This window comes from Rhodococcus ruber, from assembly GCF_016804345.1.
Taxonomy (GTDB): Bacteria; Actinomycetota; Actinomycetes; order Mycobacteriales; family Mycobacteriaceae; genus Rhodococcus; species Rhodococcus ruber.
In genome coordinates, this window is record NZ_CP044211.1 from 3,950,154 (window position 1) to 3,976,615 (window position 26,462).

At 72.0% G+C, this 26,462-nt stretch carries 22 protein-coding genes and 1 pseudogene; 10 read left to right on the plus strand and 13 right to left on the minus strand.

Annotation, left to right across the window (positions count from 1 at the left end; all coding sequences use genetic code 11):
* Nucleotides 1-14: 14 nt before the first annotated feature.
* Together lat and F1734_RS18300 are read right to left on the minus strand one after the other, a co-directional pair.
* Nucleotides 15-1,358: an L-lysine 6-transaminase gene (gene lat / locus F1734_RS18295; protein WP_017679599.1), complete on the minus strand. Its 1,344-nt coding sequence runs from the start codon at nt 1,356-1,358 to the stop codon at nt 15-17.
* A gap of 66 nt (nt 1,359-1,424) precedes the next feature.
* Nucleotides 1,425-1,874: an Lrp/AsnC family transcriptional regulator gene (locus F1734_RS18300; protein ID WP_010594793.1), complete on the minus strand. Its 450-nt coding sequence runs from the start codon at nt 1,872-1,874 to the stop codon at nt 1,425-1,427.
* Between the two features lie 36 nt (nt 1,875-1,910).
* Here F1734_RS18300 and amaB point away from each other — a divergent pair, with 36 nt between their 5' ends.
* Together amaB and F1734_RS18310 are read left to right on the plus strand one after the other, a co-directional pair.
* A complete protein-coding gene (amaB, locus tag F1734_RS18305) occupies nt 1,911-3,416 on the plus strand; it encodes an L-piperidine-6-carboxylate dehydrogenase (RefSeq protein ID WP_010594794.1) in 1,506 nt (501 codons plus the stop codon).
* Entirely contained in the window at nt 3,413-4,573 is a 1,161-nt protein-coding gene (locus tag F1734_RS18310) for a DUF4429 domain-containing protein (protein WP_010594795.1), read from the plus strand. The genes amaB and F1734_RS18310 overlap by 4 nt, the downstream gene beginning before the upstream one ends.
* A gap of 10 nt (nt 4,574-4,583) precedes the next feature.
* Here the strand turns inward: F1734_RS18310 and F1734_RS18315 are convergent, their stop codons facing one another.
* From F1734_RS18315 to F1734_RS18325, 3 genes are read right to left on the minus strand one after another with little or no spacing between them, the layout of a single operon-like run.
* Entirely contained in the window at nt 4,584-5,018 is a 435-nt protein-coding gene (locus F1734_RS18315; protein WP_203010862.1) for a pyridoxamine 5'-phosphate oxidase family protein, read from the minus strand.
* Nucleotides 5,015-5,386: a hypothetical protein gene (locus F1734_RS18320; RefSeq protein ID WP_010594797.1), complete on the minus strand. Its 372-nt coding sequence runs from the start codon at nt 5,384-5,386 to the stop codon at nt 5,015-5,017. The genes F1734_RS18315 and F1734_RS18320 overlap by 4 nt, the downstream gene beginning before the upstream one ends.
* Before the next feature lie 22 nt (nt 5,387-5,408).
* A complete protein-coding gene (locus F1734_RS18325) occupies nt 5,409-6,377 on the minus strand; it encodes a hypothetical protein (protein WP_010594798.1) in 969 nt (322 codons plus the stop codon).
* Nucleotides 6,378-6,515: 138 nt separating this feature from the next.
* Between F1734_RS18325 and F1734_RS18330 the strand changes: the two genes are divergently transcribed.
* The 5 genes from F1734_RS18330 to F1734_RS18350 all read left to right on the plus strand — a co-directional run bounded on the left by F1734_RS18330 (nt 6,516) and on the right by F1734_RS18350 (nt 15,409).
* Entirely contained in the window at nt 6,516-8,060 is a 1,545-nt protein-coding gene (locus F1734_RS18330) for an AMP-binding protein (RefSeq protein WP_064066484.1), read from the plus strand.
* A complete protein-coding gene (locus tag F1734_RS18335) occupies nt 8,057-9,427 on the plus strand; it encodes an FAD-binding oxidoreductase (protein WP_203011893.1) in 1,371 nt (456 codons plus the stop codon). Before F1734_RS18330 ends, F1734_RS18335 begins: the two co-directional genes overlap by 4 nt.
* A gap of 44 nt (nt 9,428-9,471) precedes the next feature.
* Complete coding sequence (locus tag F1734_RS18340) at nt 9,472-10,029, plus strand: hypothetical protein (RefSeq protein WP_102031301.1); 558 nt, start codon at nt 9,472-9,474, stop codon at nt 10,027-10,029.
* 68 nt (nt 10,030-10,097) lie between these two features.
* Nucleotides 10,098-14,615 (plus strand): ATP-dependent helicase, encoded by a 4,518-nt coding sequence (locus tag F1734_RS18345; RefSeq protein ID WP_010594802.1) that lies wholly within the window; start codon nt 10,098-10,100, stop codon nt 14,613-14,615.
* A complete protein-coding gene (locus F1734_RS18350; RefSeq protein ID WP_010594803.1) occupies nt 14,615-15,409 on the plus strand; it encodes a DNA-formamidopyrimidine glycosylase family protein in 795 nt (264 codons plus the stop codon). The genes F1734_RS18345 and F1734_RS18350 overlap by 1 nt, the downstream gene beginning before the upstream one ends.
* 105 nt (nt 15,410-15,514) lie before the next feature.
* Here the strand turns inward: F1734_RS18350 and F1734_RS18355 are convergent, their stop codons facing one another.
* Nucleotides 15,515-15,772 (minus strand): DUF7218 family protein, encoded by a 258-nt coding sequence (locus F1734_RS18355; protein ID WP_003935700.1) that lies wholly within the window; start codon nt 15,770-15,772, stop codon nt 15,515-15,517.
* 69 nt (nt 15,773-15,841) lie between these two features.
* Nucleotides 15,842-16,393, minus strand: a pseudogene (locus F1734_RS18360) (TetR/AcrR family transcriptional regulator); the annotation flags it as partial.
* 152 nt (nt 16,394-16,545) lie between these two features.
* Here F1734_RS18360 and F1734_RS18365 point away from each other — a divergent pair.
* Nucleotides 16,546-17,082: a hypothetical protein gene (locus F1734_RS18365; protein ID WP_010594804.1), complete on the plus strand. Its 537-nt coding sequence runs from the start codon at nt 16,546-16,548 to the stop codon at nt 17,080-17,082.
* Between the two features lie 61 nt (nt 17,083-17,143).
* Here F1734_RS18365 and glpD read toward each other — a convergent pair whose 3' ends face one another.
* Nucleotides 17,144-18,877 carry a glycerol-3-phosphate dehydrogenase gene (gene glpD, locus F1734_RS18370; protein ID WP_010594805.1) on the minus strand — a complete coding sequence of 578 codons (1,734 nt, stop codon included), beginning with the start codon at nt 18,875-18,877 and terminating at the stop codon, nt 17,144-17,146.
* A gap of 95 nt (nt 18,878-18,972) precedes the next feature.
* Between glpD and glpK the strand changes: the two genes are divergently transcribed.
* Nucleotides 18,973-20,487 carry a glycerol kinase GlpK gene (glpK, locus tag F1734_RS18375; RefSeq protein WP_010594806.1) on the plus strand — a complete coding sequence of 505 codons (1,515 nt, stop codon included), beginning with the start codon at nt 18,973-18,975 and terminating at the stop codon, nt 20,485-20,487.
* Nucleotides 20,488-20,550: 63 nt separating this feature from the next.
* On the opposite strand, the gene F1734_RS18380 is transcribed toward glpK, so the two are convergent.
* From F1734_RS18380 to F1734_RS18390, 3 genes are all read right to left on the minus strand, one after another.
* On the minus strand, nt 20,551-21,366 hold the full coding sequence (locus F1734_RS18380) for a MerR family transcriptional regulator (protein WP_010594807.1): 816 nt from the start codon (nt 21,364-21,366) through the stop codon (nt 20,551-20,553).
* The gene (locus F1734_RS18385; RefSeq protein ID WP_010594808.1) at nt 21,363-21,782 is read right to left on the minus strand and encodes a VOC family protein; all 420 of its coding nucleotides are present in this window, start codon (nt 21,780-21,782) and stop codon (nt 21,363-21,365) included. Before F1734_RS18385 ends, F1734_RS18380 begins: the two co-directional genes overlap by 4 nt.
* A 61-nt stretch (nt 21,783-21,843) precedes the next feature.
* Complete coding sequence (locus F1734_RS18390; protein ID WP_010594809.1) at nt 21,844-23,244, minus strand: NAD(P)H-quinone dehydrogenase; 1,401 nt, start codon at nt 23,242-23,244, stop codon at nt 21,844-21,846.
* Nucleotides 23,245-23,422: 178 nt separating this feature from the next.
* On the opposite strand from F1734_RS18390, the gene F1734_RS18395 reads away from it, so the two are divergent.
* Nucleotides 23,423-23,893, plus strand: coding sequence for a gamma-glutamylcyclotransferase family protein (locus tag F1734_RS18395; protein ID WP_006939627.1), 471 nt, complete (start codon nt 23,423-23,425; stop codon nt 23,891-23,893).
* Here F1734_RS18395 and F1734_RS18400 read toward each other — a convergent pair.
* Both F1734_RS18400 and F1734_RS18405 read right to left on the minus strand, forming a co-directional pair.
* Entirely contained in the window at nt 23,890-24,948 is a 1,059-nt protein-coding gene (locus F1734_RS18400) for an ABC transporter ATP-binding protein (RefSeq protein WP_040272432.1), read from the minus strand. The two genes, F1734_RS18395 and F1734_RS18400, sit on opposite strands and share 4 nt — an antisense overlap.
* Nucleotides 24,945-26,399 (minus strand): ABC transporter permease, encoded by a 1,455-nt coding sequence (locus F1734_RS18405; protein ID WP_052455296.1) that lies wholly within the window; start codon nt 26,397-26,399, stop codon nt 24,945-24,947. Before F1734_RS18405 ends, F1734_RS18400 begins: the two co-directional genes overlap by 4 nt.
* Nucleotides 26,400-26,462: the final 63 nt, after the last annotated feature.

The following is a 26,462-nucleotide window of genomic DNA, read 5'->3' on the forward strand; positions in this document are numbered from 1 at the left end:
CTCCGAGGGGGCCGTCAGGTCCGCGCGATCGTCCCCAGGACCCGATCCAGGGCGTCGAGTGCCTCGTCCAGTTCGGCGGTGGTGACCGTCAGCGGCGGCCGGAACCGGATGCCGCGCTGCCCGGTGCCGATCATCAGCACGTGCTCGTCGACCCGCAGGTGGGTGAGCACGGCGTCGCGCACCGCCGGTGTGGGCAGGGTGAACGCACACATCAGGCCGCGCCCTCGGGGCTCGCCGACCAGCCGGTGGCGGACGGCGAGCTGCTTCAGCCCGGACAGCAGATGTGCCCCGGTCATCCGCGCTCGGTCGACGAGCCGGTCCCGCTCGATCACCTCGAGAATGCGCCGGGCACGGACCATGTCGGTCAGGTTGCCGCCCCAGGTGGAGTTCAGGCGCGACGAGACCGCGAAGACGTTGTCGGGGATCTCGTCGATCCGGCCGCCGGCCATGATGCCGCAGACCTGGGTCTTCTTCCCGAAGGCGACGATGTCGGGGGTGACGCCGAACTGCTGGTACGCCCATGTGCTTCCGGTCAGCCCGACGCCGGTCTGCACCTCGTCGAAGATCAGCAGCGCATCGTGCCGGCGGCACAGTTCGGCCATGGCCTGGAAGAACTCGGGCCGGAAGTGGTGGTCGCCGCCCTCGCCCTGGATGGGTTCGGCGATGAAACACGCGATGTCGTGCGGGTTCTCGGCGAACGCCCGGTGCGCCTGCTGCAGTGCGTGCGCCTCGGCGGCCTCGACGTCGCGGTCGGCGGCCAGGTAGGGCGCGTCGATGCGCGGCCAGCGGAACTTGGGGTACCGGGCCGTCTTCACCGGGTCCGTGTTGGTGAGGGACATCGTGTAACCGGTGCGGCCGTGGAACGCCTCGGAGAGGTGGAGAACGCTGCCCCCGAGGTCGGAGCCGAGTCCGCGAGCCTCGTTGAGCCGGCTCTTCCAGTCGAAGGCCGCCTTGAGTGCGTTCTCCACCGCGAGTCCGCCACCGTCGACGAAGAACAGGTGCGGCAGGGCCGGGTCGCCGAGCACCCGGGCGAAGGTGTCGACGAACCGGGCCATCGCCACGGTGTAGATGTCGGAGTTGCTCGGCTTGTTCGCGGCGGCCGCGGCGAGTTCGGTGGTGAACGCCGGGTCGTCGACGATGTCGGGGTGGTTCATCCCGAGCGCGGAGGACGCGAAGAACCCGAACATGTCGAGGTAGGCCGTGCCGTCCCGTTGGTCGACGAGCCGCACCCCCCGTGATCGGTCGAGGTCGAGGACGAGATCGAACCCGTCCACCAGCAGATGTTCGCGCAGAACGGCATGTACCCGGCTCGGGGGCAGCTCGCGGGCACCGTCCGGGTGTCGGAATGCAGTGCTCATGCCACGAGGGTACGTCAAATTTCTCCCCTCGACGGTCACATGCCGGAAGATCGATCCACAGCCACGCTATCGTTCGTAAAATGTTTGGAGGATGACCGTGCTGCGGGTGGCTACATTCGCCGTCGCGCGGATCTCCTGGAGGAGTTGTTCGAGTGCCCGCGGTGAGGCGACGCGCACGAGCAGGATGTAGCTCTCGTCCCCGGCCACGGAGTGGCAGGATTCGATGGCGTCGATGTGCCGCAACCGCGCCGGCGCGTCGTCCGGCTGGGACGGGTCGAGAGGAGTGATCGCGACGAACGCCGACAGCATCAGCCCGAGCGCCTCGGGATCTACCTTCGCCGTGTATCCGCGGATCACGTGCCGGGCTTCGAGGCGGCGGACCCGGGACTGCACCGCGGAGATCGACAACCCGGCCTTCTCGGCGAGCGTGGCCAGCGTCGCCCGGCCGTCCACCACCAGTTCGCGCATGAGCAGCCGGTCGATCTCGTCCAGGGACTCCTTCGAGTTTTCCGCCATCAGCGCAGGCTAACCGACCCGGAAAGGACATCGACGATGAATCCGACTGGCAATCTCCACGATCGCGCCGTGGCCGCGCTGCGCCGCTGCGGGGCGGGCGCGCCCGCGCTCGACGGCCCGCACCCGGTCACCAGCCCGATCGACGGTTCGGAGCTCGCGCGCCTGCACCCGGCACGCGCGGAGGATGTCGATGCCGCGGTCACCGCGGCGAGCACGGCCTTCGAACGCTGGCGGCAGGTTCCTGCGCCGGTGCGAGGACGGCTGGTCCGCAGGCTCGGGGAACTGCTCGGCGAGCACAAGTCCGATCTCGCCGAACTCGTCACGCTCGAGGCCGGGAAGATCCCTTCCGAGGCGCTCGGCGAGGTGCAGGAGATGATCGACATCTGCGAATTCGCGGTGGGCCTCGCGCGCCAACTCTACGGCCACACCATGCCGTCGGAGCGACCCGGCCACCGCCTGATGGAAACGTGGCATCCGCTGGGGGTGGTCGCGGTGATCTCGGCGTTCAACTTCCCCGTCGCCGTGTGGTCCTGGAACACCGCGATCGCGCTGGTGTGCGGCGATCCGGTGGTGTGGAAGCCGTCGGAGAAGACGCCGCTCACCGCGTCGGCCTGCCACGCCCTGCTCGAACGGGCCGCACGCGACGTGGGCGCCCCCGGCGGCCTGCACCACGTCCTCGTCGGCGACGCCGCCGTCGGTGAGGCGCTGGTCGACGACCCCCGCGTCGCGCTGGTCAGCGCAACGGGCTCGATCCGGATGGGCCGCATCGTCGCGCCCCGGGTGGCGGCGCGGTTCGGGCGCTGCCTGCTCGAACTCGGCGGCAACAACGGTGCGATCGTCGGCCCTTCCGCCGACCTCGACCTCGCCGTGCGGGCCGTGGTGTTCGCCGCGGCCGGCACCACCGGTCAGCGTTGCACCACCCTGCGACGGCTCATCGCCCATCGTTCGGTCGTCGACGAACTGACCGAGCGGATCGCCAAGGCGTATTCGGGACTGCGGGTGGGTGATCCGTTCGGCGAGGGGGTGCTCGTGGGCCCGCTGATCGACGGCCGTGCCCACGCCGCGATGCGGGCGGCGCTCGAGCGCGCCGAGCTCGACGGCGGCATTCTCGTCACGGGCGGCGATCCGGTCGAGGTCCCCGGCGACGGGGTGTACGTCCGGCCCGCGGTCGTGCGGATGCCGGCGCAGACGGACGTGGTGCGCGAGGAGACGTTCGCTCCGATCCTCTACGTGCTGACCTACGACGACTTCGACGAGGCGATCGCCCTGCACAACGGGGTGCCCCAAGGGCTGTCGTCGTCGATCTTCACCACCGACCAGCGTGAGGCCGAGCGTTTCCTCGCCGCCTCGGACTGCGGCATCGCCAACGTCAACATCGGCACCTCCGGCGCCGAGATCGGGGGCGCGTTCGGCGGCGAGAAGGAGACCGGCGGCGGACGCGAGTCGGGTTCGGACTCGTGGAAGGCGTACATGCGCCGCGCCACGAACACCGTCAACTTCTCCGGCGATCTCCCCCTGGCGCAGGGCGTGGAGTTCGGTTGAGCGACAAGTTGGTTCCGTATCGGCTGTGGGGGTGCCGACCGGACCGGTTCGACACCGAGATCGAGGGCGAGTTCGCCTGGACCGAGCACATCGTGCGGACCCTCGGTGCGGCGTTCGACCCGGCCGGCGCCGAGATCCGCAGGGACGTGTCCCTGCTGCCGGAGACGCACGGCGTGAGCGTGCGCGCGGACGGGCTGACGGTCGGGATCCTCGGCGACGGCGACGCGCTGCGCTACGGGCCGGTGCTGCGCCGCGTCGTCGCCGGCGGGTACCTGCCGACCGTGCCGGGCCGCATCTGGGCCGCGGACGCGGGCACCTACAACGACGACCCCGGCCGCAGCGGGCGCATCATCGCGCGCGTCACGGTCAGCCTCGGCGCCCCGGCCAGGCTGGTGCCCCGCAACGATCCGCCGGACGTGCCCTACACGCTGCTGCCCTCGGGTCGCACCCTGCAGGTCACCGGGGAGGAACAGCACTTCGACCTGCTGCACCCCTACGCCGACCCGCCCGGCAAGTACGCCCTGCTCGTCACCCTGCACGAGGCGGACGGCGCGCTGGTGGAGGTGCGGGTGGACGATCGACCGTGCGGGTATCTCGGCCGGCGGTCCAGCGCGCGTCTGCTGCCGATCGTGACGCACCTGTCCGGGCGGGGGCTGCGCACCGCCGCACGGGCCGCGGTGAGCGGATCCCGGCTGGCCGCCGAGGTGACGGTGTCGGTGACCCCGGCCGACGAGATCGACGAGCGCGTCCTCGACGGGCCGCCGGTGACGGTGCCACGGCTGGCGCCCGGACCGGTCGCCGACCCGCCCGACCCGGTGCTGCCGATGCGCCGGTACCACGGGTGGGGCGGGCAGATCGTCGTGCAGGGCGACCGGCTGTGGATCCTGCGGGAGGGTCCCGTGGCACGAGCTCTGGGACCGGTTCCGTTGACGCCCAGAAGGATCCGGTTGCGGGACGTGAGCGACGTGCAGTTCCGTCCGGCGCTGCCGCAGACCGACGGCATGCTCCGGATCGTGACGGGCAGCGGGCGGGACGGTGCGCCGGCGCCGACGGATCCCGACACCGTGGTGTTCCACCACCCCGATCGGCAGCGGTTCCAGGCGCTGGCCGACTGGCTGCGGCACGTCGCCGCCGTGAACGCCGGACCGCCGTCGTGAGGGACACCCCTCAGGGCCGCCGCAGCAGCTCGGCCTCTCCCGGTTCGACGACGATCGTGGCCGGCGCGCTCTGCCCGTAGTACCGGGTACGCAGGAACCAGCTCCGCGCGTGCGACAGCTCCGAGCGCCATCCGCCCAGGTAGTACTTCCGCCCGAAACGGGCCGTGACGGCCGCGGGCGGCGCCCCCGGCCGCACGGTGGCCCGGCCGCGCAACCGCAGGACCGGTCCGCGCTCGCCGTCGTCGAGCAGCACGACGACGTCGGGATTCGCGGCGGCGTTGCGCGCCGCCACGGTGTCGCGCCCGGTGCCGAAGTACAGCCGGCCGTCGACCTGCACGAACCACAGGGGCGCCAGGGCCGCCGCGCCCTTCGGTGAGCGGGTCGCCAGGCGCGCGACGCGGGCGCGGTCGAGGAAGTCGCGCACGACGGCGTCGTCGGTCTTCACGAGTCCCGCTCCTCGTGCAGGGTCGCGTAGTCCCACGCGGTGGCGCGTCGGGGCGTGAAGACGAACCAGGCGAGGTCCTCCCGACCGTCGGGGGCGTCCGCCGGCGTCAGGCGTCCGCGCCAGTTCACCGCCCGCAGCTCGAACCAGAATTCGCCGTCGTCGAGCAGGACGGTGACCCGATCGAGTCCGGCCGACGGCGGCACCGATTCCCGCGGCACACCGACCCACAACCGGCCGTCGCGCCGCCGGACCCGCGCGGGCAGCGCGGTGACCGACCCGGCCTCGTCGAAGGCGACCGCCGCGCGACCGTGCCCGATCAGCCAGTCGGCAAGCGGTTCCGGTTCGACACGCTGGGTGATCCGCCCCATGTCGACAGACGATACCGTCGGATCATCCGCGACGGCCAGGCTCGCGCGGGGCCGGCCGGATCCGGACGGGTTCGGGCACGGTGACGGTCTCGTTGTCGGGCAACGGCTCTCCCCGCCGGCGCCCGACGTCGGCGACGGTGTCGACGTCCGCGAGTGGCGCCGCCCCCTGCCGCGCGACGGTCTCGTCGTAGAGTTCGAACCACGGGAAGCCGCGCGCCGTGTAGTCGCTCGCGGCCGGGGGCCGGGTCGGTGGATCCTGGTCCGTGATCGCGCGCCACTGCTCGCTGTTCACCAGGTGCACCTCGACCACGGAGCGGTGGTCGAGATCCCACGCGTCGTGCGACTCGACCGGGGTGGCGACGCCCTGGTCGACGGATCCGCCGGCACCGAGTCCCATCGCCGGGGCCGGCGCGAAGGCGGGCAGCGGGCGCCGGGCGTCGAATCCGGCGCGCTCCTCCCATCGCTGCGCCCGCATGGGGCGGGCCGCGACGCGGATCCCGCCCCGCGCCGGCCCGGACCGCAGTTGCTCCTCGAGGCTGTAGCCGGACCCGAGCGGCATCGCGACGAACTGGCGCACCCGGCCGTGCGCCACGACGTAGCCGTCGAGCCACGGTTGCGCCGGCACCTCGAGATAGTCCTCGCGTCCGAAGTCCGGCTCCGGCGACCAGGGTTCGCCGGTGAGCGCGTCGACGTCCCCGGCGCCGACCTTGACCAGGAACGGGTACCGGGACTCGAACCCGAGCCAGCACGCCTCCGCCTGCCACATCGGCATCACGAGGCCGCCGTGGGATCGCCACGAAGACGGCAGCGCGGCCTCGTCGAGTTCGGCGACGGTCCGCAGCGGGAACCGGCCCAGGCCGGGCGGCAACGGATAGGTGTTGCCGTCGTCCGGCACCCGCAGGGTGCGGTGGAAGGAGACGGCCATGCGGGCGGCGGGATGCACCTCCGGGAACTCGAACACCAGGCGGTCCTTCTCGAGAGCGAGCGCCACGTCGTCCTCCCGTCCGCGTGTTGCGGTGCCGTGCACGTGCGGGTGAGGGTACGCCCGGCCGGGCGGTCCGGTCGAGCGACGGCACCGCGGGCGCGCGACTCACGTGACCCGGGCCACAGCTGTGGTAGACCAGGGAACATGTTTCCTGGGAACTTCGTCGCCACGACGCCCGACAAGCCCGCTATCGTGCGGCCCGCCACCGGCGAGTCGCTCACCTACCGGCAGCTCGACGAGAACTCCGTCCGCCTCGCGAAGTACCTGCGCGCCGCGGGCCTCGAGCCGGGCGATCACATCGCGCTGATCTCCGACAACGACCTGCGGGTCATGGAGGTCTACTGGGCGGCGCTGCGGTCCGGCCTGTACCTCACGGTGGTGAACTGGCATCTGACCCCGTCCGAGGCCGCGTACGTGGTGAACGACTGCGGTGCGAAGGTGCTCGTCGCCTCGGCCGGTGCGGCCACCGCGATCGACACCGGCACCGAGGCCTACCCGAACGTGCACCGACGGCTCGTGTACGGCGGTGTGCTGCCCGGCTTCGACGACTACTCCGAGGCACTCGCGGCGTTCGACACCTCACCCCTCGAGTCGCAGCCGCGTGGCCAGGACATGCTGTACTCGTCCGGAACGACCGGACGGCCCAAGGGCATCGAGCCGAAGTTGCCCGAGGGCCAGGTGCAGGACGTCCCGGATCCCTACACGGCGGTGTTCGCGCCGATGTACGGATTCGACGCCGACACCGTCTACCTGTGCCCCGCTCCCCTCTATCATGCTGCCCCCCTTCGCTTCTGCGGCACCATCCAGTCGGTCGGGGGCACCGTGATCCTCATGGACCGGTTCGAGCCCGAGGAGGCACTCGCCCTGATCGACCGATACCGGGTCACGCACAGCCAGTGGGTCCCGACGATGTTCGTGCGGATGCTCAAGCTTCCCGAGGAGGTGCGCGGCAGGTACGACGTGTCGAGCCTGAAGGTCGCCATCCATGCGGCGGCACCGTGCCCGCCGGAGATCAAGCGCGCGATGATCGAGTGGTGGGGTCCGGTCGTGTACGAGTACTACGCCTCCACCGAGGGTGCCGGCGCCACGTTCATCGACTCGCAGCAGGCGCTCGCGCATCCCGGGTCGGTCGGGCGCGACGGGGTCATGGGAATCGTCCACATCTGCGACGACGAGGGCCGCGAACTACCCACCGGCGCGGTCGGCACCGTGTGGTGGGAACGGGACGAGCATCCGTTCCGGTACCACAACGATCCCGAGAAGACCCGCCAGGCCACCCATCCCGACCATCCGACGTGGACCACGAGCGGCGACATCGGATACCTCGACGAGGAGCGCTACCTGTACCTCACCGACAGGGCGGCGTTCACCATCATCTCCGGCGGCGTGAACATCTATCCGCAGGAGTCGGAGAACGTGCTCACCCTGCATCCCAAGGTGTACGACGTCGCCGTGATCGGGGTCCCCAACGAGGAGATGGGCGAGGAGGTCAAGGCCGTCGTCCAGCTCGCCGACGGCGTCGAGCCCGGGCCCGAGGTCGAGCGCGAGCTCCTCGACTTCGTCCGCGAGCGCGTCTCCCACTTCAAGGCGCCGCGCAGCATCGACTTCTCCGACGACCTGCCGCGCACGCCCACCGGCAAACTCGTCAAGCACAAGCTGCGTGCCCGCTACCTCACCCCGGCAGGCTGACCGTGCCCGCCGATCTCGCCGAACTCGCCGACCAGCTCCCGGACGGCGCGCTGATCACCGATCCGGACCTGCTCGCCGGGTACCGGCAGGACTGGGCCCGCGACCCGGACGCGGCGGTGCCGCGCGCGGTCGTGCGGGCCACCCGCACGGCGGACGTGCAGGCCACACTGAGGTGGGCGAGCACGCACCGGGTGCCGGTGGTGCCGCGTGGCGCGGGCACCAGCCTGTCCGGCGGGGCGGGCGGCGTCCCGGGCGGGATCGTGCTGAGCACCGAGCGGATGCGGGCGGTCGCCGTGGACCCGGTCACCCGCACGGCGGTCGTCCAGCCGGGACTGCTCAACGCCGAGGTCAAGCGGGCCGCGGCCGAGCACGGGCTGTGGTATCCGCCCGACCCGTCGTCGTTCGAGATGTGCACCATCGGGGGCAACGCGGCGACCAACGCCGGTGGGCTGTGCTGCGTGAAGTACGGCGTCACCACGGACTACGTGCTCGGACTCGAGGTGGTGCTCGCCGACGGCACCGCGGTGCGGCTCGGCGGACCGCGCGTCAAGGACGTGGCGGGGCTGTCGCTGACCAAGCTGTTCGTCGGCAGCGAGGGCACCCTCGGCGTCATCACCGAGGTGACGCTGCGGCTCCTCCCGCCGCAGCCGCCGGCGTCGACGATGGTCGCCACGTTCGGCTCGGTCCAGGCCGCGGCCGACGCGGTGCTGGCCGTCACGGCGACGTTGCGCCCGGCGATGCTCGAGTTCATGGACCGTGCCTCGATCAACGCGGTCGAGGACGCGCTGCACATGGGGCTGGACCGCACCACCGAGGCGATGCTCATCGCCCGGTCCGACGCGCCCGGTACGGCGTCGGCGCAGGAGATCGCGACGATGGTGAAGGCGTGCGAGGACGCCGGCGCCGACGAGGTGTTCTCGACCGACGACCCCGAGGAGGGCGAGGCGTTCGCGGCGGCGCGGCGGATGGCCATCCCGGCGGTCGAACGGACCGGCAGCCTGCTGCTCGAGGATGTCGGCGTTCCCCTGCCGGCACTGCCGGCACTCGTCGCGGGCGTCGCCGAGATCGCCGAGCGCAATGCGGTGACGGTGGCGGTGATCGCGCACGCCGGGGACGGCAACACCCATCCGCTGATCGTGTACGACCCCACCGACGCCGACCAGACGGCGCGGGCGCACCTGGCGTTCGGGCAGATCATGGACCTGGCGATCGCGCTGGGCGGCACCATCACCGGCGAGCACGGGGTGGGCCGGCTGAAGAAGGCGTGGTTGCCGGATCAGGTGGGTCCCGACGTGATGGACCTGACCCGGCGGATCAAGGCGGCACTCGACCCGGACTCGATTCTCAATCCGGGCGTCATCCTCTGAAACAAGATCGAGTACGGTGACGGCGTGCACGAGGACCAGATCCAGTGAACGCCCGTACGCCCTTGTCCCCGGCGGGTCTGCCGCTGCGCGACACCCGCTACCGGACGTTCGAGCAGTACCCGGAGTTCACCGCGGCGACGACGTGGCTGCGCGACTACGTCCGCGCCGCGATACCCAACCCGCGGATGAGTGAACGCGAGTACTGGTCGGTGGTGTGCCTGCCGCCGCGCGACGGCTCCACCGAACCGCTCGTGAGCGTGCACGTCGGCGCGATCGAGGCCGCGGGGTTGTACGTCGAGGCTCCGGCCGCGCAGGCACGCCGGCTCGGCGGACGGGTCAGCGTCGCCGTCGACGACCTCGAGGCGACGGCCGGCACGAGCGTGGAAGTGCTCGCGGCAACGCATTCGGAGCTGCGGTTCCGGCTCGACGGACCCATCGTGTCGATCGGCTGGTCCGGCGAGCCGGCCAGCCGTGCGCAGTTCTCCGCGGTGCCGTGGGAGCCGGCCGCTGCCGCACTCGTCGGCCGCGTGATGCGTACCGGCAGGTGCCGCTGGGCGTCGCACCACTGCGCCCAGCTGGCGCGGTTCGCGCTGGCCGACTGACGCCGGGTACCCGGGTCCGGAGCCCGCGAGGTGCCCGCGGTGTCGTACCGGCGGTGCACCATGGAACGGTGACCGATGTCCTGAGCCGATTCTCCGAGCCCACCCGGCAGTGGTTCGCGGGCGCGTTCGAGGCCCCGACCGCCGCGCAGCTCGGGGCCTGGGAGTCGATCTCGACCGGCGCGCACACCCTGGTGGTGGCCCCGACCGGGTCGGGCAAGACGCTCTCGGCGTTCCTGTGGTCGCTCGACCGCCTCGCGGCCACCCCGGCCGGGCACCCCGGCACGCGGGTGCTCTACGTCTCCCCGCTCAAGGCCCTCGCGGTGGACGTGGAACGGAACCTGCGCTCGCCGCTGGTCGGCATCACCCAGACCGCGCGCCGGCTCGGCCTCGAGCCGCCGGAGATCACCGTCGGCGTGCGTTCGGGCGACACGTCGGCGACCGACCGGCGCGCCCTGATCCGCACCCCGCCGGACATCCTCATCACCACCCCCGAGTCCCTGTTCCTCATGCTCACCTCCGCGGCGCGCGAGACGCTCGCCGGGGTGGAGACCGTCATCGTCGACGAGGTGCACGCCGTCGCCGGCACGAAACGCGGCTCCCACCTTGCGCTTTCGCTCGAACGGCTCGACGTGCTGCTCGGGCGGCCCGCGCAGCGGATCGGCCTTTCGGCGACGGTGCGCCCGCACGAGGAGGTGGGCCGGTTCCTCGCCGGGGCGGCGCCGATCCGCATCGTCGCCCCGCCGTCGGCCAAGACGTGGGATCTGACGGTGCGGGTGCCCGTCGAGGACATGACCGAACTGGGCGTACAGCCGGAACTGTCGGACGACGGGATGCCCGCGGTCCCGCAGGCCGGGTCGATCTGGCCGCACGTCGAGGAGCAGATCGTCGACCTCATCGTCGCGCACCGTTCCACCATCGTGTTCGCCAACTCCCGCCGCCTCGCCGAGCGGTTGACGGCCCGGCTCAACGAGATCCACGCCGAACGCGAGGGCGAGGCGGTGGACCACCGGCCGCGGCCCCCGGCGCAGCTCGGGGCGCCCACCGAGGTCGCGTTCGGCGCACAACCGCTGCTGGCGCGGGCCCACCACGGCTCGGTGAGCAAGGACCAGCGGGCCCTGATCGAGGACGACCTCAAATCCGGGCGGCTGCGCTGCGTCGTCGCGACCTCGAGCCTCGAACTCGGCATCGACATGGGCGCGGTCGACCTGGTGATCCAGGTCTCGGCGCCCCCGTCGGTGGCGAGCGGCCTGCAGCGCGTCGGACGGGCGGGCCATCAGGTCGGCGAGGTCTCCCGCGGGGTGCTGTTCCCCAAGCACCGCACCGACCTGGTGCACTGCGCGGTCACGGTCGAACGGATGGTGGGCGGGCACATCGAGGCTCTGCAGGTCCCGGCCAACCCGTTGGACGTGCTCGCACAGCAGACCGTCGCCGCGGTCGCGCTCGAGCCGGTCGACGTGGACGAGTGGTTCGACACGGTTCGGCGCAGCGGGTCCTTCGCGACGCTGCCGCGCTCGGCGTACGAGTCGACGCTGGACCTGCTGGCCGGGCGCTATCCGTCGGACGAGTTCGCCGAGCTGCGGCCCCGGGTGGTGTGGGATCGCACCGCCGGCACTCTCACCGGCCGGCCCGGCGCGCAGCGGCTGGCCGTCACCTCGGGCGGCACGATCCCCGACCGCGGCCTGTTCACCGTGTACATGGTCGGCGAGAAGGCCACGCGCGTCGGGGAACTCGACGAGGAGATGGTGTACGAGTCCCGGGTGGGCGACGTGTTCGCGCTCGGCGCGACGAGCTGGCGCATCGAGGAGATCACCTTCGACCGGGTGCTGGTCTCCCCCGCCTACGGACAGCCCGGCCGGTTGCCGTTCTGGCACGGCGACGGGGTCGGCCGCCCGGCCGAACTCGGCGCCGCCCTGGGGGCGTTCGTGCGCGAACTCGGGCACGCCGATCCGGAGGACGCCGCCGCCCGGTGCCGTCGCGGCGGCCTGGACGACAACGCGACCGCGAACCTGACCCGGCTGCTCGAGGAGCAGCGCACCGCCACCGGGCAGCTGCCCACCGACCGCACCCTGGTGGTCGAGCGATTCCGCGACGAACTCGGCGACTGGCGCCTGGTGCTGCACTCCCCGTACGGGATGCGGGTGCATGCACCGTGGGCACTCGCCGTGGGCGCGCGACTGCTCGACCGGTACGGCGTCGAGGCCGCACCCACGGCGTCGGACGACGGCATCATCGTCCGGCTCCCGGACACCGAGGACGCCCCGCCCGGGGCGGAGGTCTTCGCCTTCGACACCGACGAGATCGAGGACCTCGTCACCGAGCAGGTCGGCGGCTCGGCACTGTTCGCGTCCCGCTTCCGGGAGTGCGCGGCGCGCGCATTGCTGCTGCCCCGCCGCAATCCCGGCAAGCGGGCGCCGCTGTGGCAGCAGCGTCAGCGGTCGGCCCAGCTGCTCGACGTGGCGCGTCGCTACCCCACCTTCCCGATCCTGCTCGAGACGGTGCGGGAATGCCTCCAGGACGTCTACGACCTGCCTGCGCTGCGGAACCTGCTCGGCCGTGTCGCCCGGCGGCAGGTCCGGATCGTGGAGGTCGAGACGGCCACCGCGTCGCCGTTCGCGACCTCGCTGCTGTTCGACTACGTCGGCGCGTTCATGTACGAAGGCGACAGTCCCCTGGCCGAGCGGCGCGCCGCGGCCCTGTCCCTGGACTCGACCCTGCTCGCCGAACTGCTCGGCCGGGTGGAGCTGCGCGAGTTGCTCGACGCCGACGTCATCGCCCGGGCCGAGCTCGAGCTGCAGCACCTCGCCCCCGACCGCAGAGCCCGCGACGCCGAGGGTGTCGCGGACCTGCTCCGGTTGCTCGGCCCCCTCACCGACGCCGAAATCGCCGAGCGCACCACCGCCGATCCGGCCGCCTGGCTCGACGAACTCGACGCACAGCGCCGGGTGCTGAAGGTGTCCTTCGCCGGCCGGGAGCGGTGGTCGGCCATCGAGGACGCCTCACGTCTCCGGGACGCCCTCGGGGTCCCGTTGCCGATCGGCGTGCCGACGGCGTTCGTCGAGCCGGTGCCCGATCCGCTGGGCGACCTGATCGGCCGGTACGCCCGCACCCACGGCCCGTTCACCGCGGCGGAGGCGGCGGCCGGATTCGGACTCGGCACCGCGGTGGTGCAGGACGTGCTGCATCGGCTGGCTGCCGAGAAACGGGTCAGCGCAGGAGAGTTCCGCCCCGGCGCGACGGGCGCGGAGTGGTGCGACACCGAGGTACTGCGGCGGCTGCGCCGACGGTCGCTCGCTGCGGCACGACAGGAGGTCGAACCCGTCGGGACCGCCACCCTCGGCCGGTTCCTGCCGGCGTGGCAGCACGTGGGCGGCGGCCTGCGCGGAGTGGACGGAGTGGCCACGGTCGTCGAGCAGCTGGCCGGGGTGCCGGTGCCGGCGAGCGCACTCGAGCCGCTGATCCTCGCCCCCCGGGTGCGGGACTACTCCCCGACGATGCTCGACGAACTCACCACGACGGGCGAAGTCGTGTGGGCCGGCTCGGGGCAGATCTCCGGCAAGGACGGCTGGGTCTCGCTGCACCTGGCCGACACTGCTCCGCTGACCCTCGCACCGGCAGCCGAGATCGACAGGACCGACGTCCATCACGGCATCCTGGACACGCTCGCGGGCGGCGGGGCGTACTTCTTCCGCCAGCTCACCGACGCCCTGGGCACCACGGACGCGGAAACCTCCTCGGCTCTCTGGGATCTCGTGTGGGCCGGACTCGTCTCGGGCGACGCGCCGGCCGCGTTGCGCGCCCTCGTCGGCGACACCTCACGCGCCACCCCCGCGCATCGCACGCCCCGGCGGGCCCCGCGCGCCCGGATGTACCGCGGACGTCCGGCACTGCCGAGCCGAAGCGGGCCCCCGACGGTCGGCGGCCGGTGGTCGCTGCTGCCCGAACGGGAAACCGACCCGACGGTGCGCACCCACGCCACCGCGGACCTGCTGCTCGAGCGCTACGGCGTGGTCACCCGCGGCGCGGTCGTCGCTGAGGGCGTGCCGGGCGGCTTCGCGTTGATGTACAAGGTGCTGAGCCGGTTCGAGGAGACCGGTCGGTGCCGGCGCGGCTACTTCGTCGACACGCTCGGCGGTGCCCAGTTCTCGACGCCGGAGGTCGTGGACCGGTTGCGGTCCTACGGCGAATCGCTCGAGGGCCGCCACACCGACACCCCGGCGGTGACCCTGGCCGCCTGCGACCCGGCGAATCCGTACGGTGCGGCCCTGCCGTGGCCCAAGTCGGCCGCCCCCGAGGACTCGCCGCGGCACCGTCCCGGCCGCAAGGCCGGCGGACTCGTCGTACTCGTCGACGGCGAACTGGGACTGTTCGTCGAACGCGGCGGCCGCACGGTGCTGACGTTCAGCGACGACCCGGGAACTCTCCGCGGCGCGTGCACGTCGCTGGCCGGGACGGTCAAGGGCGGGGGCCTGGACACTCTCGTCGTCGAGAAGGTCGACGGCAGTTCCATCCACGGCCACTCGTTCGCCGAGTTCCTCGCCGAGGCCGGCTTCTCGGCCACCCCGCGCGGCTTCCGGTTGAGGGCCTGATGCCCGAGGGCGACACCGTCTTCCGGGCGGCCACTCTCCTGCGCGGCGCACTGGCGGGAAAGCCGTTGACGCGCTGCGATATCCGCGTGCCCCGGTACGCGACGGTCGACCTCACCGGCACCGTGGTCGAGGAGGTGCTCGCGCGCGGCAAGCACCTGCTGATCCGCGCCGGTGCACACACCGTCCACACCCACCTGAAGATGGAGGGAGTGTGGGACGTCCACCCACCCGGGACGCGCTGGCGCCGTCAGGGATACCACGCGAGGATCGTGCTGGCGGTCGCGGACGCCGAGGCCGTCGGCTTCGATCTCGGCACCGTCGAGGTCCTGGACCGCGACCGCGAGGCGGAGGCCGTGGGACACCTGGGCCCGGATCTGCTCGGGCCGGACTGGGACCCGGCCGTCGCGGCGGCGAACCTGGCGCGCGACCCGGGCCGCCCCGTCGGTCTGGCGCTGCTCGATCAACGGGTGATGGCCGGGGTGGGCAACGTGTACCGGTGCGAACTGTGCTTCCTGCGGGGCGTACACCCGGCGACTCCGGTTGCGGACGCGGGAGATCCGGCCGCCTGGGTCGATCTGGCGCACCGGCTGCTGATGTTCAATCGGGACCGTGTCAGCCGGATCACCACCGGCGACCGCCGGCCCGGCCGGGGCACATGGGTGTACGGGCGCGCGGGCAAGCCGTGCCGCCGGTGCGGCACGGTGATCCGCACCGGGATGCTGGGGTCGGCCGGGGACCCGGACCGCAAGATCGACTGGTGCCCGCACTGTCAGCCGCGGAGCGAGGACGGGTGAGTCGCCCCCGCTCCGCCGGCCGAGCCGGCGCGGCGACCGCGCGGTCGGCTCAGTGGTTGCGCCTCAGTGGTTGCGCCTCAGTGGTTGCGCCTCAGTGGTTGCGCCTCAGTGGTTGCGCAGAGCGTCGATGAGCTCGCTCTTGCGCTTGGACGAGTAACCCGACATCCCGAGTTCCTTCGCCCTCTTCTTCAACTCGTCGACCGTCCAATCCTCGTAGGACCCCGACTTGCCGCCCTTGTGCCCGACGGAGGAACGGCCACGATTCGCGGCCGCGTTCGAGATTCGGGCGGCCTTCTCCTTGGAGGCGCCGTCGTCACGTAGTTCCTGATAGAGCTTCTCGTCCTTGATCGACGACCTGGGCATGATGCCCCTCCTTTCGTCGAGCGTGCTGTCGTGGTGCGGATACCCCTCCGGCCGGGGCCGTACACCTCCGGCCTGGACCAGCAGGCTCACACAGTGCCGCACCAACCGCTCCGGCGCCACCGTGACGGTGCCGTCCAGGTAGCCGATGAACAGGCTCGTCAGTGCCCCGACCAACCCCACGGCCACCAGGTGCCGCTCGTCGCGGTCGGCGATCGCGGTGAGCTGCTGCCGGACGAGCGTCACGAATGCGGGAGCGAGATCGAGGCCCTGCCCGCCGAGGGCCGGTTCCCGCAGCGGGCCGAGCAGCAGCACCCGGCCCACGGCCGGGCGGTCCACGATCAGCTCGACGAAGGCCCGGACCGCCGCCCCGGGAACGTCCCGCGGCTGCGGGACCGTGCCGACCGCGCCCTCCAGCACTGCGCGCACGTGTTCCCCGACCGCCGCATACACGGCGCGCACGAACGCGTCCCGGTCGTCGAAGCTCTCGTAGAAGTACCGTTCGGTCAGTCCGGCCGCCCGGCACACGGCGCGTACGTTGACCGCCGGTCCGTCGGGCGCGCCGAGCAGATCGATGCCCGCCGACAGCAGCGCGTCGCGGCGTGCCCGCCGGCGTTCCGCCATGTCGGTGCCGCCCCAGCGCCGTCGCACCCTCTCCACCACCGCGATCCCGTCGTCGACCGTCTGCGACGTCGGATCCTACGCGCCGGGCCGGCCGCGACGGATGCACGCGGTTGCCGTCTCGGTACGCTCCCCGGTCTGTCACCCTGGTCGGCATGGACTCCGATGCCAACGCACTCCTGCACGGCCCGTTGTTCTCCCGGCGCATGCCGCTCGACCGCGGCAACGCCGCCAGTCGCATCAGCGCCTACATCTACGGCAACGTGCTGGTGCTCGCGGCCCTCGTGCCGATCGTCACCGGGCCGAAGTACGTCGGCATCGCGATCGTGCTCGGCACGGCACTGTCGACGTTCGTCGCCCACGTGTTCGCCGAGGCGGTCGGGCACACCGTGCGCCAGGGCACCCCGTTGACCCGGGCGGAGAAGCTCGCCGAACTGCGCAACTCCGTGCCGATCCTGAGTTCGGCGGTGCTGCCGTGCGTGATCCTGGGAATCGGCTGGCTGGGTTGGCTCGAACCGCGCACCGCCCAGTTGCTCGCCGAGGTCGCCGTGCTGGCACGGATCGGGGGGATCGTCTTCGTCATCGGTCGCCTCAAGGGGGAGCGGCCGGGCCGGACCTCGCTGGTCAGTGCCGTCGCGCTCACCACGGTGGCCGCGACCGTGGTGCTCGTCAAGGTCGTCCTGACCCACTGACACGTCGACCCACCGACGTCGGCGTCCTCGACGGCCGGGCCGCCGTCGCGCCGAGGGCGTCTCAGGCGCCGGTGGGCACCGGTTCGAGGATCTCCGCGCGCGCCTCCGGGGCAGCCGCCCGCAGCGCGTCGGCGGACTCGTCGTCGGGCCGGCTCTGCGATTCGATCTCGGCGTCGACCCTCGCCCGGTAGGTCGCGATCTCCTGCTCCACCGTCGCGGCGTCCCAGCCCAGGACGGGTGCCACCAGGCGGGCGGTCTGCTCGGCGCAGTGCACGCCGCGGTGCGGGTACTCGATGGAGATGCGGGTGCGGCGCGCGAGGATGTCCTCGAGGTGCAGCGCGCCCTCCGCGGCCGCCGCGTACACGACCTCCACCTGCAGGTACTGGGGGGCGTCGGTGAGCGGTTCGAGCAACTCGGGACGGTCGGCCGCCGCCTCGAGCACCTCGTCGATCAGCGACCCGTACCGGTCGAGCAGATGCTTGATCCGGTACGGATGCAGGCCGTACCGCTCGGCGAGCTGCATCGTCTGGTTCACGAGCGCGAAGTAGCCGTCGGCCCCCGCCAGCGGCACCCGTTCGGTGATGGACGGGGCGATGCGGGCGGGGATGTCCTCGGCCGCCAGGTCGACGGCATCCTCGGCCATCACCCGGTAGGTGGTGTACTTGCCGCCGGCGATCGCGACGAGACCGGGCGCGACCCGGGCGACGGCGTGCTCGCGCGAGAGCTTCGACGTCTCGTCGCTCTCCCCCGCCAGCAACGGCCGCAGTCCCGCGTACACGCCGTCGATGTCGCCGTGGGTGAGCGGGACGACCAGGACCCGGTTCACGTGGTCGAGGATGTAGTCGATGTCGGCCTTCGTCGCGGCGGGGTGGGCGAGGTCGAGATTCCAGTCGGTGTCGGTGGTGCCGATGATCCAGTGGCTGCCCCACGGGATCACGAACAGCACGGACTTCTCGGTGCGCAGGATGATCGCCGAGTCGCTGACGATCCGGTCGCGCGGCACCACGATGTGCACGCCTTTCGAGGCGCGCACCCGGAACCGGCCGCGCTGCCGGGACAGGGCCTGGATCTCGTCGGTCCACACCCCCGTGGCGTTGATCACCACGTGCGCCCTCACCTCGGTGACCGAGCCGTCCTCCGAGTCGCGCACCCGTACACCGGAGACCCGGTCGGCCTCGCGCAGGAACCCGACCACCTGGGTCGACGTGCGTACGACGGCGCCGTAGTGGGCGGCGGTGCGAGCCACCGTCATGGTGTGGCGGGCGTCGTCGACGACGGTGTCGTAGTACCGGATCCCGCCCACGAGCGAGTTGCGTTTGAGCCCGGGTGCCATGCGCAGCGCGCCGGACCGGGTCAGATGCTTCTGCGCGGGCACGGATTTGGCGCCGCCCATCCGGTCGTAGAGGAAGATGCCCGCAGCGACGTACGGGCGCTCCCACCCGCGGTGGGTGAGGGGGAAGAGGAACTTCAGCGGCTTGACCAGATGCGGGGCCAGCGTCGACAGCGACAGTTCGCGCTCGCGCAGCGCCTCACGGACGAGGCCGAACTCGAGCTGCTCGAGATAGCGCAGCCCGCCGTGGAACATCTTCGACGAGCGGCTCGACGTGCCCGAGGCGAAGTCCCGCGCCTCCACCAGTGCGACCCGCAGCCCGCGGGTGGCGGCGTCCAGGGCGGCGCCGGCGCCGACGACACCGCCGCCGACGACCACCACGTCGAAGTGCTCCGAGCCGAGTCGTCGCCATGCGTCACGGCGCTGTTGCGGCCCGAGGACCTGGACGCCTGGTTGGTTGGTCACCGCATTGCTCCCGTGAGTCGCCGACGTTTCCGCACTCAGGGTAGTAGGTTCGTCCGCAGACTGCCGTCCCGAACCACACGCCCGGAGAGGTTGCCGTGACCCGATACATCGCCGCGATCGATCAGGGGACCACGTCGAGTCGCTGCATCATCTTCGACCACGACGGTCGCATCGTGGCCTGGGCCCAGACCGAGCACGAACAGATCCTTCCCCGCGCCGGCTGGGTGGAACACGATCCGGAAACACTGTGGATCAACACTCGCGAGGTCGCCGCCCTGGCCCTGGCGAAGGCGGATCTCACGCGCGCCGACATCGCCGCGATCGGGATCACCAACCAGCGTGAGACCACGGTGGTGTGGGAACGCTCCACGGGCCGGCCCGTCCACAACGCGATCGTGTGGCAGGACACCCGCACCGATCGCCTCGTCGAGCAGCTCGCCGGGGACGCGGGCGTGGACCGGTATCGCGACGCCACGGGCCTGCCGCTGTCGACGTACTTCGCGGGCCCGAAGGTGCGGTGGATCCTCGACAACGTCGAGGGCGCCCGGGAGCAGGCGGAGGCCGGCGAACTCGCGTTCGGGACGGTGGACAGCTGGATCCTGTGGAATCTCACCGGCGGCACCGGCGCGGGCAACCGGCAGCCGGGGGTGCACCTCACCGACGTCACCAACGCCTCGCGCACGATGCTCATGAATCTCGAGACGCTGCAATGGGATCCGGACATCTGTGCGGATTTCGGCATTCCGATGTCGATGCTGCCGGAGATCCGGAGTTCGTCCGAGATCTACGGATACGCCCGCGACCGCGGACCGCTGGCCGGCGTCCCGGTGGCCGGCATCCTCGGAGACCAGCAGGCCGCGACGTTCGGCCAGGCATGCCTGTCGCCGGGTGAGGCCAAGAACACCTACGGGACCGGCAACTTCCTGCTTCTCAACACCGGGACGACGCCGGTGCGCAGCGAGCACGGGCTGCTGACCACCGTCTGCTACCGCGTCGGCGACGCCCCGGCGGTGTACGCCCTCGAGGGTTCGATCGCCGTCACGGGCTCGCTCGTGCAGTGGATGCGCGACAATCTGGGGCTCGTCCGCACGGCCGCGGAGATCGAGGACCTCGCCGCGACCGTCCCCGACAACGGCGGTGCCTACTTCGTACCGGCGTTCTCGGGACTGTTCGCACCGCGATGGCGACCCGATGCGCGCGGGGTGATCGCCGGTCTCACCCGCTTCGTCAACCGGGGGCACCTGGCGCGGGCCGCACTCGAGGCGACCGCCTACCAGACCCGTGAGGTCATCGAGGCGATGCACGCCGACTCCGGTGTCGAACTGCACACGCTGAAGGTGGACGGCGGGATGGTCGTCAACGAGACCCTGATGCAGTTCCAGTCGGACATCCTCGGCGCCCCCGTGGTCCGCCCCGTGGTCTCCGAGACCACCGCGCTCGGCGCGGCGTACGCGGCGGGCCTGGCGGTCGGCTTCTGGGAGGGTGAGGACGACATCCGCCACAACTGGGCGGCCGGCCGCACCTGGGAACCGAAGATGGACGCCGCCGAGCGGGAACGGCTCTACGCCGAGTGGAACCGGGCGGTCGAACGGACCTACGGCTGGGCCTGAGTCGGTCGATCCGGTGGGGCGAGGCCGGCGCGGGAGCCTCGGCGCGCCGGCCTCGGGGACCCCTCATCCCGGAACGTGGTCACCGGGGACGGGGTGCAGCACCCGCGTACGCATCGCATCGGGAGCGACGTCGCGCGGGTCGGCGAGGTAGTACTCCCGGAACGGCCCCTCGGCCGCGAGACCGCGCTCGTCGAGCCACCCGAACAGTGCGTGGTAGGCGACCGGGAGCAGCGCGACCGGACCGACGAAGTCCACGCCCGCGAACGCCCCGCCCGGCAGCGTCGTCGTGGCAGTTTCCGCACGTCCGGGCGGGGACCGCAACTCGAGACCGACGCCGAACTGCACCACGCCGTCGAGGGTGGCCGGGTACTGCCCCACCACCGGCGCGTCGGTGGGCAGCCCGGCGCTCGACGCCTCGGTCAGCAGCGCCGTCACGAGATTCGTCACATCCGAATCGAGAGATTCGGCGGTCGATTCCCCACTGCGCCACAAGACCGTTCGATCCTCGACCCGGTGCCGGCGCACGGAGAGTCCGCCGGCTTCGGCCTCGGCGAGCGACGCGACGAGGGCGAGCGCGCGGCGCTTACGGTCGGCCTCGCGCTCGATCCGTTCCCGCTCCGCGGCGAGGACGGCCTCGGTGTGTCCGGGGTCCTGCAGGAGGAGACGGATCGCGGGGACGGACACCTCGGCTCGGCGCAACACCGCGATGCGCAGAGCCGAGGCGAGTTGCTCCCGCGAGTAGTACCGGTATCCGGTACGCGGATCGACCCGGCCTGGAGCGAGCAGCCGTTCGCGGTCGTAGTGGCGCAGCGTCCTGACGCTCAGCCGCGACATCCGCGCGAACTCGCCGATGCTCAGCCAGCCGTCGGCCGGGCTCACCCGGTCACCACCGCCCCGCTTCCGGCAACCTCCGGCGCGTACGGGATCACCGTGATCACGTCGACGAGCAGGCCGTCGGGATCGACGGTCATGAAGTGCCGCTGCCCGAAGTCCTCGTCGCGCAGGTCCGACGCGACCGGGAGTGCGAGGTCGCCGGCGCGCGCATACACGGCGTCCACGTCGTCGACCTCCACCGAGATCAGCACGCCGGCGGGAGCGGAGAGATGGGCTCGGGGAATCGTCTCGTGGCCGCGTGCCACGAGACCGAGCTGCACGGTCTCGTCGGTCGCCGCCTGCAACTGGACATACCAGCCGCTGTCGAAAACCACACGCAGACCGAGCAGCCCGGCATAGAAGTCGCGGCTGCGGGCGACGTCGTGAGCGGGGACCACGGGGAAGATGCTGTTCGTTCGCATGCCTCCACCGTCGACCCTCCCCCAGCGAGAGAGTCAAGAACGTCGACGCCGACCATCCCGCTCAGTCCAGATGATCGTCGTGCCGCATCAGCTGACGCGCCGCCTCGGTGATCGACCCGGTCAGCGACGGATAGACCGAGAAGGTGTGGGCGAGGTCGTCGACGCTGAGATTGTTCTGCACCGCGATCGCGATGGGCAGGATCAGCTCCGAGGCGGTGGGGGCGACCACCACGCCACCGATCACGACGCCGGTGGCGGGACGGCAGAAGATCTTCACGAAACCACGGCGCAGCCCCGCCATCTTCGCGCGGGGATTGGTGTGCAGCGGCAACATCACGGTGCGGGCCGGGACCTCACCCTTGTCGATCGCGGCCTGGCTCACGCCGACCGTGGCGATCTCGGGCCGGGTGAACACCGCGGAGGCGACGGTCTTGAGCCGGATCGGGCTGACCCCCTCGCCGAGGGCGTGGTACATCGCGATGCGGCCCTGCATCGCGGCCACCGATGCCAGCGGCAGCAGCCCGGTGCAGTCGCCGGCGGCGTAGATCCCCGAGACGGACGTGCGCGAGACCCGGTCGACCTGGATGTAGCCGCCCCGGTCGAGTTGCAGGCCGACCTTCTCCAGGCCGAGGCCGGCGGTGTTCGGCACCGAGCCCACCGTCATCAGCGCATGGCTGCCCTCGACGATGCGGCCGTCGGCCAGCTTGACCCGGATCCCGTCCCCGGTGCGCTCGACGGCGTCGGCACGGGCGTGCTTGACCAGGTTCACGCCCCGCTCGGCGAAGGCGTCCTCGAGCACGAGGGCGGCGTCCTCGTCCTCGTGCGGCAGCACCCGGTCGCGGCTCGAGACGAGCGTCACCTGGACGCCGACCTCCGTATAGGCGGAGACGAACTCGGCGCCGGTGACACCGGAGCCGACGACCACGAGGTGTTCGGGCAGCGCGTCGAGGTCGTAGAGCTGACGCCAGTTGAGGATGCGGTCACCGTCCGGCTCCGCGCCGGGCAGCACCCGCGGGCTCGCGCCGGTCGCGATGAGCACGACGTCGGCATCGAGGATCCGCTCCTCGCCCGTGAAGAGGTCGGCGCGCACCTGGTGCGCCGCCATTCCGACCTGGGTGTCGATGAGCTCGCCGCGGCCGCTGAGCAGCTGCACGCCGGCCGCCTCGAGCTTGGTGCGGATGTCCGCGGACTGCGCCCGGGCGAGGCTCTTGACACGGGTGTTGACCTCGGGCAGCGCCACCCCGGCGCTCTCGAGCCGCACGCCGAGGTCGGCAGCCCGGCGCATGTCGGTGCGGATGCCCGTGGACGCGATGAACGTCTTGGACGGTACGCAGTCGAAGAGCACGCAGGCGCCGCCGATCCCGTCCGAATCGATCAGTGACACGGCCGCGCCGTACTGGGCCGCCACCAGCGCCGCTTCGTAGCCCGCGGGGCCGCCGCCGATGATCACGATCCGGGTCATTGTTCTCCTCTGTATCGATTCCGAGATGGTCCTCGGTCCGGTGTGTGCGGGCGCCGGGGTTGCCGAACGTCCGCAGACACGCTATGTCACGGGCACCGTCCCGCGCACGCGGACGCCGCCACGAAGCGGCCGGCGCCCCGTGTCCTGCGCCGGACGGTCAGCCATTAGCCTGTACCCCGTGCCGATCTACGCCGCCTACGGCTCCAACATGCATCCCGAGCAGATGCTGCAGCGCTGCCCGCATTCGCCGATGGCCGGAACCGGCTGGCTCCACGGCTGGCGGCTGACCTTCAGCGGCGGCGACATCGGCTGGGAGGGCGCGCTCGCCACCGTCGTCGAGGATCCCGACTCGAAGGTGTTCGTCGTGCTCTACGACGTGCCCGACGAGGACGAACGCAGCCTCGACCGCTGGGAGGGCTCCGAACTCGGCATCCACCGCAAGATCCGGTTGCGGGTGGACACCGACGACGGGCCCGTGCTCGCCTGGCTGTACGTCCTCGACGCGTACGAGGGCGGCCTGCCGTCGGCGCGCTACCTGGGCGTGATGGCCGACGCCGCCGAGATCGCCGGAGCCCCCGCCGACTATGTGCGGGATCTGCGCACCCGCAACAGCCGCAACGTCGGGCCCGGCCGGCCCGACAGCTTCTAGGCCGTCTTCTCGGCCTCGGCCGGCCGAGCCGGGTAGAACGGCACCGGGACGCCGACCCGCAGCGTCACCGGATCCCCGGCCTGCACGTCGTGCGACGCGGCCCGGTGCGCCCGGATCGTCTGCCCGGCCCCGGTCACCCGCACCTCCGTCAGTGCGCCCCCGAAGGCGACGTCGAGCACGGTGAACTTCGACGGTTCGTCGGCCGCGGCGACCTGCACCTGTTCCGGGCGTACGAGCACGTGGCCCTTGCCGTGGGCCGGGGTCGCGAGGGGAACCGCACCGATCACCGTGTGCGCGCGGTCGCCGGCCGCATCGGCGTCGAGCACGACCGAATCCCCGACGAAGGCGCCCACCTCGAGCGTCGCGGGCCACCGGTAGACCTCCTCCGGCGTGCCCACCTGGGCGACACGCCCGCCGAGCATCACCGCGACCGTGTCCGCGATGGCCAGGGCCTCGGCCTGGTCGTGGGTGACGAGCACGGAGGCGACCTCCTGGTCCCGCAGCAGGGTGCGGACCTCGGTGCGCAGGCTGGACCGCAGCCCGGCGTCGAGAGCGCTGAACGGCTCGTCGAGCAGGACGACGGCCGGATTGGGCGCGAGCGCCCGGGCCAGCGCGATCCGCTGCTGCTGACCGCCGGACAGCTGGGAAGGCTTGCGCTGACCGGTGCCGGCCAGGCCGACCAGTTCCAGCAGTTCCTCCACGCGGCGCTGCCGCACGGCCTGCTGCCGCACCATCGACCGCCACGTCGGCTGCACGAGCCCGTAGCCGACGTTGCGTGCGACGCTCAGGTGCGGGAAGAGAGCGCCCTCCTGCGGGACCAGTCCCACCCCCCGGCGTTCCGGCGGCAGCGCCGTGAGGTCGCGCCCGTCCGCGACGACGCGTCCCGCGCTCGCCGGGTGCAGACCCGCGACCACCCGCAGCAGGGTGGTCTTGCCCCCGCCCGAGGGCCCGAGCACGGCCAGCAGCGCGCCTCGTTCCACCGTCAGCGAGACGTCGCTGACGACCTCCGTCCGCCCGTACCGGGCGCAGACGCCCTCGAGACAGAGCCCGCTCATTCCTCACCGCCACTTTCCGCATCGACCCGGCCGCGCAGCAACCGGCCCAGCACCAGGGACGGCAGCGCGGCGACGAGCACCAGGATCGCCGCGTACGGGGCCGCCGACCCGTACTCGAGGGTCTCGGTGTACTTCCACATCCGTGACGCCAGGGTGTCCTCCCCGATCGGCAGGAGCAACAACGTCGCCGGCAGTTCCTTCGCGATGGTGAGGAACGCCAGTGCCGTCCCCGCGACGACTCCGGGCGCGGCCAGCGGGATCATCACCCGGATGCCGGTCCGCATCCGTCCGCTGCCGAGGGTCGCGGACGCGTCCTCGAGGCCGAGCGGAATCGAGGCGACCGCCGCGCGGATCGAGCCGACGGCGAGCGGCAGGAACAACACCGCGTAGCCCATCACGAGCATCGGGGTGTGCTGGTACCACTGCGGCAGCAGTCGGATCCCGAAGAAGACCAGGGCCAGGCCCACGGTGATGCCGGGCAGCGCGAATCCGACGTAGGCGGCGCTCTCGGTGAACCGCGAGACCGGCGAGGTCGAACGCGCCGCCAGGATGCCGACCGGCAGGGCCAGCGCCGTGGTCAGCAGCGCACCGAGGGCCGCCACCCACAGGGTGTACGTCGTCGCCGTCCAGATCCCCGCCCAGTCGATCGCGGCCTGCTGCGAGAACCACAGCCAGCGCGCGAGTCCGGCGAGCGGCACGCCGACGCCGACCGTCAGCACGACGGCGAGGAACGCCAGGGCCGTCCACCGCTGCCGGCCCAGCGGCACGGGCGCGGCGGGCCGTGGGGCGCCGGAGCCGATGCGCGCGGTCGCCCCCCGGCGCACCCGGCGTTCGGAGACGGTCAGCGCGACGGCGAGCACGACGAGCACCAGGCCGAACACCGCCGCGGGGGTGCGGTCGAGCAACCCCCGGTAGCTGCCGTAGATGGCGAGGGTGAACGCTTCGTACCGCATCAGCGCGACGGCACCGAAGTCGCTGAGGGTGTACAGCGCCACCAGCAGGCCGCCGGCCGCCGCGGTGGGCCACACCTGTCGCAGGGTGACGGTGAGCGTGGTGCGCAGCCGGGACCGGCCGAGGGTGCGCGCCACCTCCTCGAGCCCCGGGTCGACCGAGGCCAGCGCGGCGGACACCGGCAGGTACACGTACGGGAAGCTCGCCGCGGTCAGGACCAGCGCAGCACCCGCGAAGCCCGCGAGTCCGGGGAACTGGGCGATGTACACGAACCCGGACACGTACGACGGGATGGCGAGGGGAACGCTCAGCGCGAGGGCGAACCACCGCCGGCCGGGCAGGTCGGTGCGTGCCGTGAGCCATGCGGCGGTGACGCCGACGACGAGGCAGGCCACGGTGACGGTGAGCGCGAGAATGCCGCTGCGCCACACCAGATCGAGGGTGCGCTGCCGGAACACCAGCGACCACACCCGGTCGGGGCCGTCGGCGAACGCGCGCATGACCAGGTGCGCCACGGGGGCGAGTGCGAAGACCGAGACACCCAGCGCGGCCAGCGTGAGAAC

What these genes read in the sequence shown, in the direction of transcription:
- lat (WP_017679599.1), bottom strand. Translation starts at nt 1,358, where the DNA reads ATGAGCACTGCATTCCGACACCCGGACGGTGCCCGCGAGCTGCCCCCG.
- F1734_RS18300 (WP_010594793.1), bottom strand. Translation starts at nt 1,874, where the DNA reads ATGGCGGAAAACTCGAAGGAGTCCCTGGACGAGATCGACCGGCTGCTC.
- amaB (WP_010594794.1), top strand. Translation starts at nt 1,911, where the DNA reads ATGAATCCGACTGGCAATCTCCACGATCGCGCCGTGGCCGCGCTGCGC.
- F1734_RS18320 (WP_010594797.1), bottom strand. Translation starts at nt 5,386, where the DNA reads ATGGGGCGGATCACCCAGCGTGTCGAACCGGAACCGCTTGCCGACTGG.
- F1734_RS18330 (WP_064066484.1), top strand. Translation starts at nt 6,516, where the DNA reads ATGTTTCCTGGGAACTTCGTCGCCACGACGCCCGACAAGCCCGCTATC.
- F1734_RS18350 (WP_010594803.1), top strand. Translation starts at nt 14,615, where the DNA reads ATGCCCGAGGGCGACACCGTCTTCCGGGCGGCCACTCTCCTGCGCGGC.
- F1734_RS18355 (WP_003935700.1), bottom strand. Translation starts at nt 15,772, where the DNA reads ATGCCCAGGTCGTCGATCAAGGACGAGAAGCTCTATCAGGAACTACGT.
- F1734_RS18365 (WP_010594804.1), top strand. Translation starts at nt 16,546, where the DNA reads ATGGACTCCGATGCCAACGCACTCCTGCACGGCCCGTTGTTCTCCCGG.
- F1734_RS18385 (WP_010594808.1), bottom strand. Translation starts at nt 21,782, where the DNA reads ATGCGAACGAACAGCATCTTCCCCGTGGTCCCCGCTCACGACGTCGCC.
- F1734_RS18390 (WP_010594809.1), bottom strand. Translation starts at nt 23,244, where the DNA reads ATGACCCGGATCGTGATCATCGGCGGCGGCCCCGCGGGCTACGAAGCG.
- F1734_RS18400 (WP_040272432.1), bottom strand. Translation starts at nt 24,948, where the DNA reads ATGAGCGGGCTCTGTCTCGAGGGCGTCTGCGCCCGGTACGGGCGGACG.
- F1734_RS18405 (WP_052455296.1), bottom strand. Translation starts at nt 26,399, where the DNA reads ATGCGCGCGTTCGCCGACGGCCCCGACCGGGTGTGGTCGCTGGTGTTC.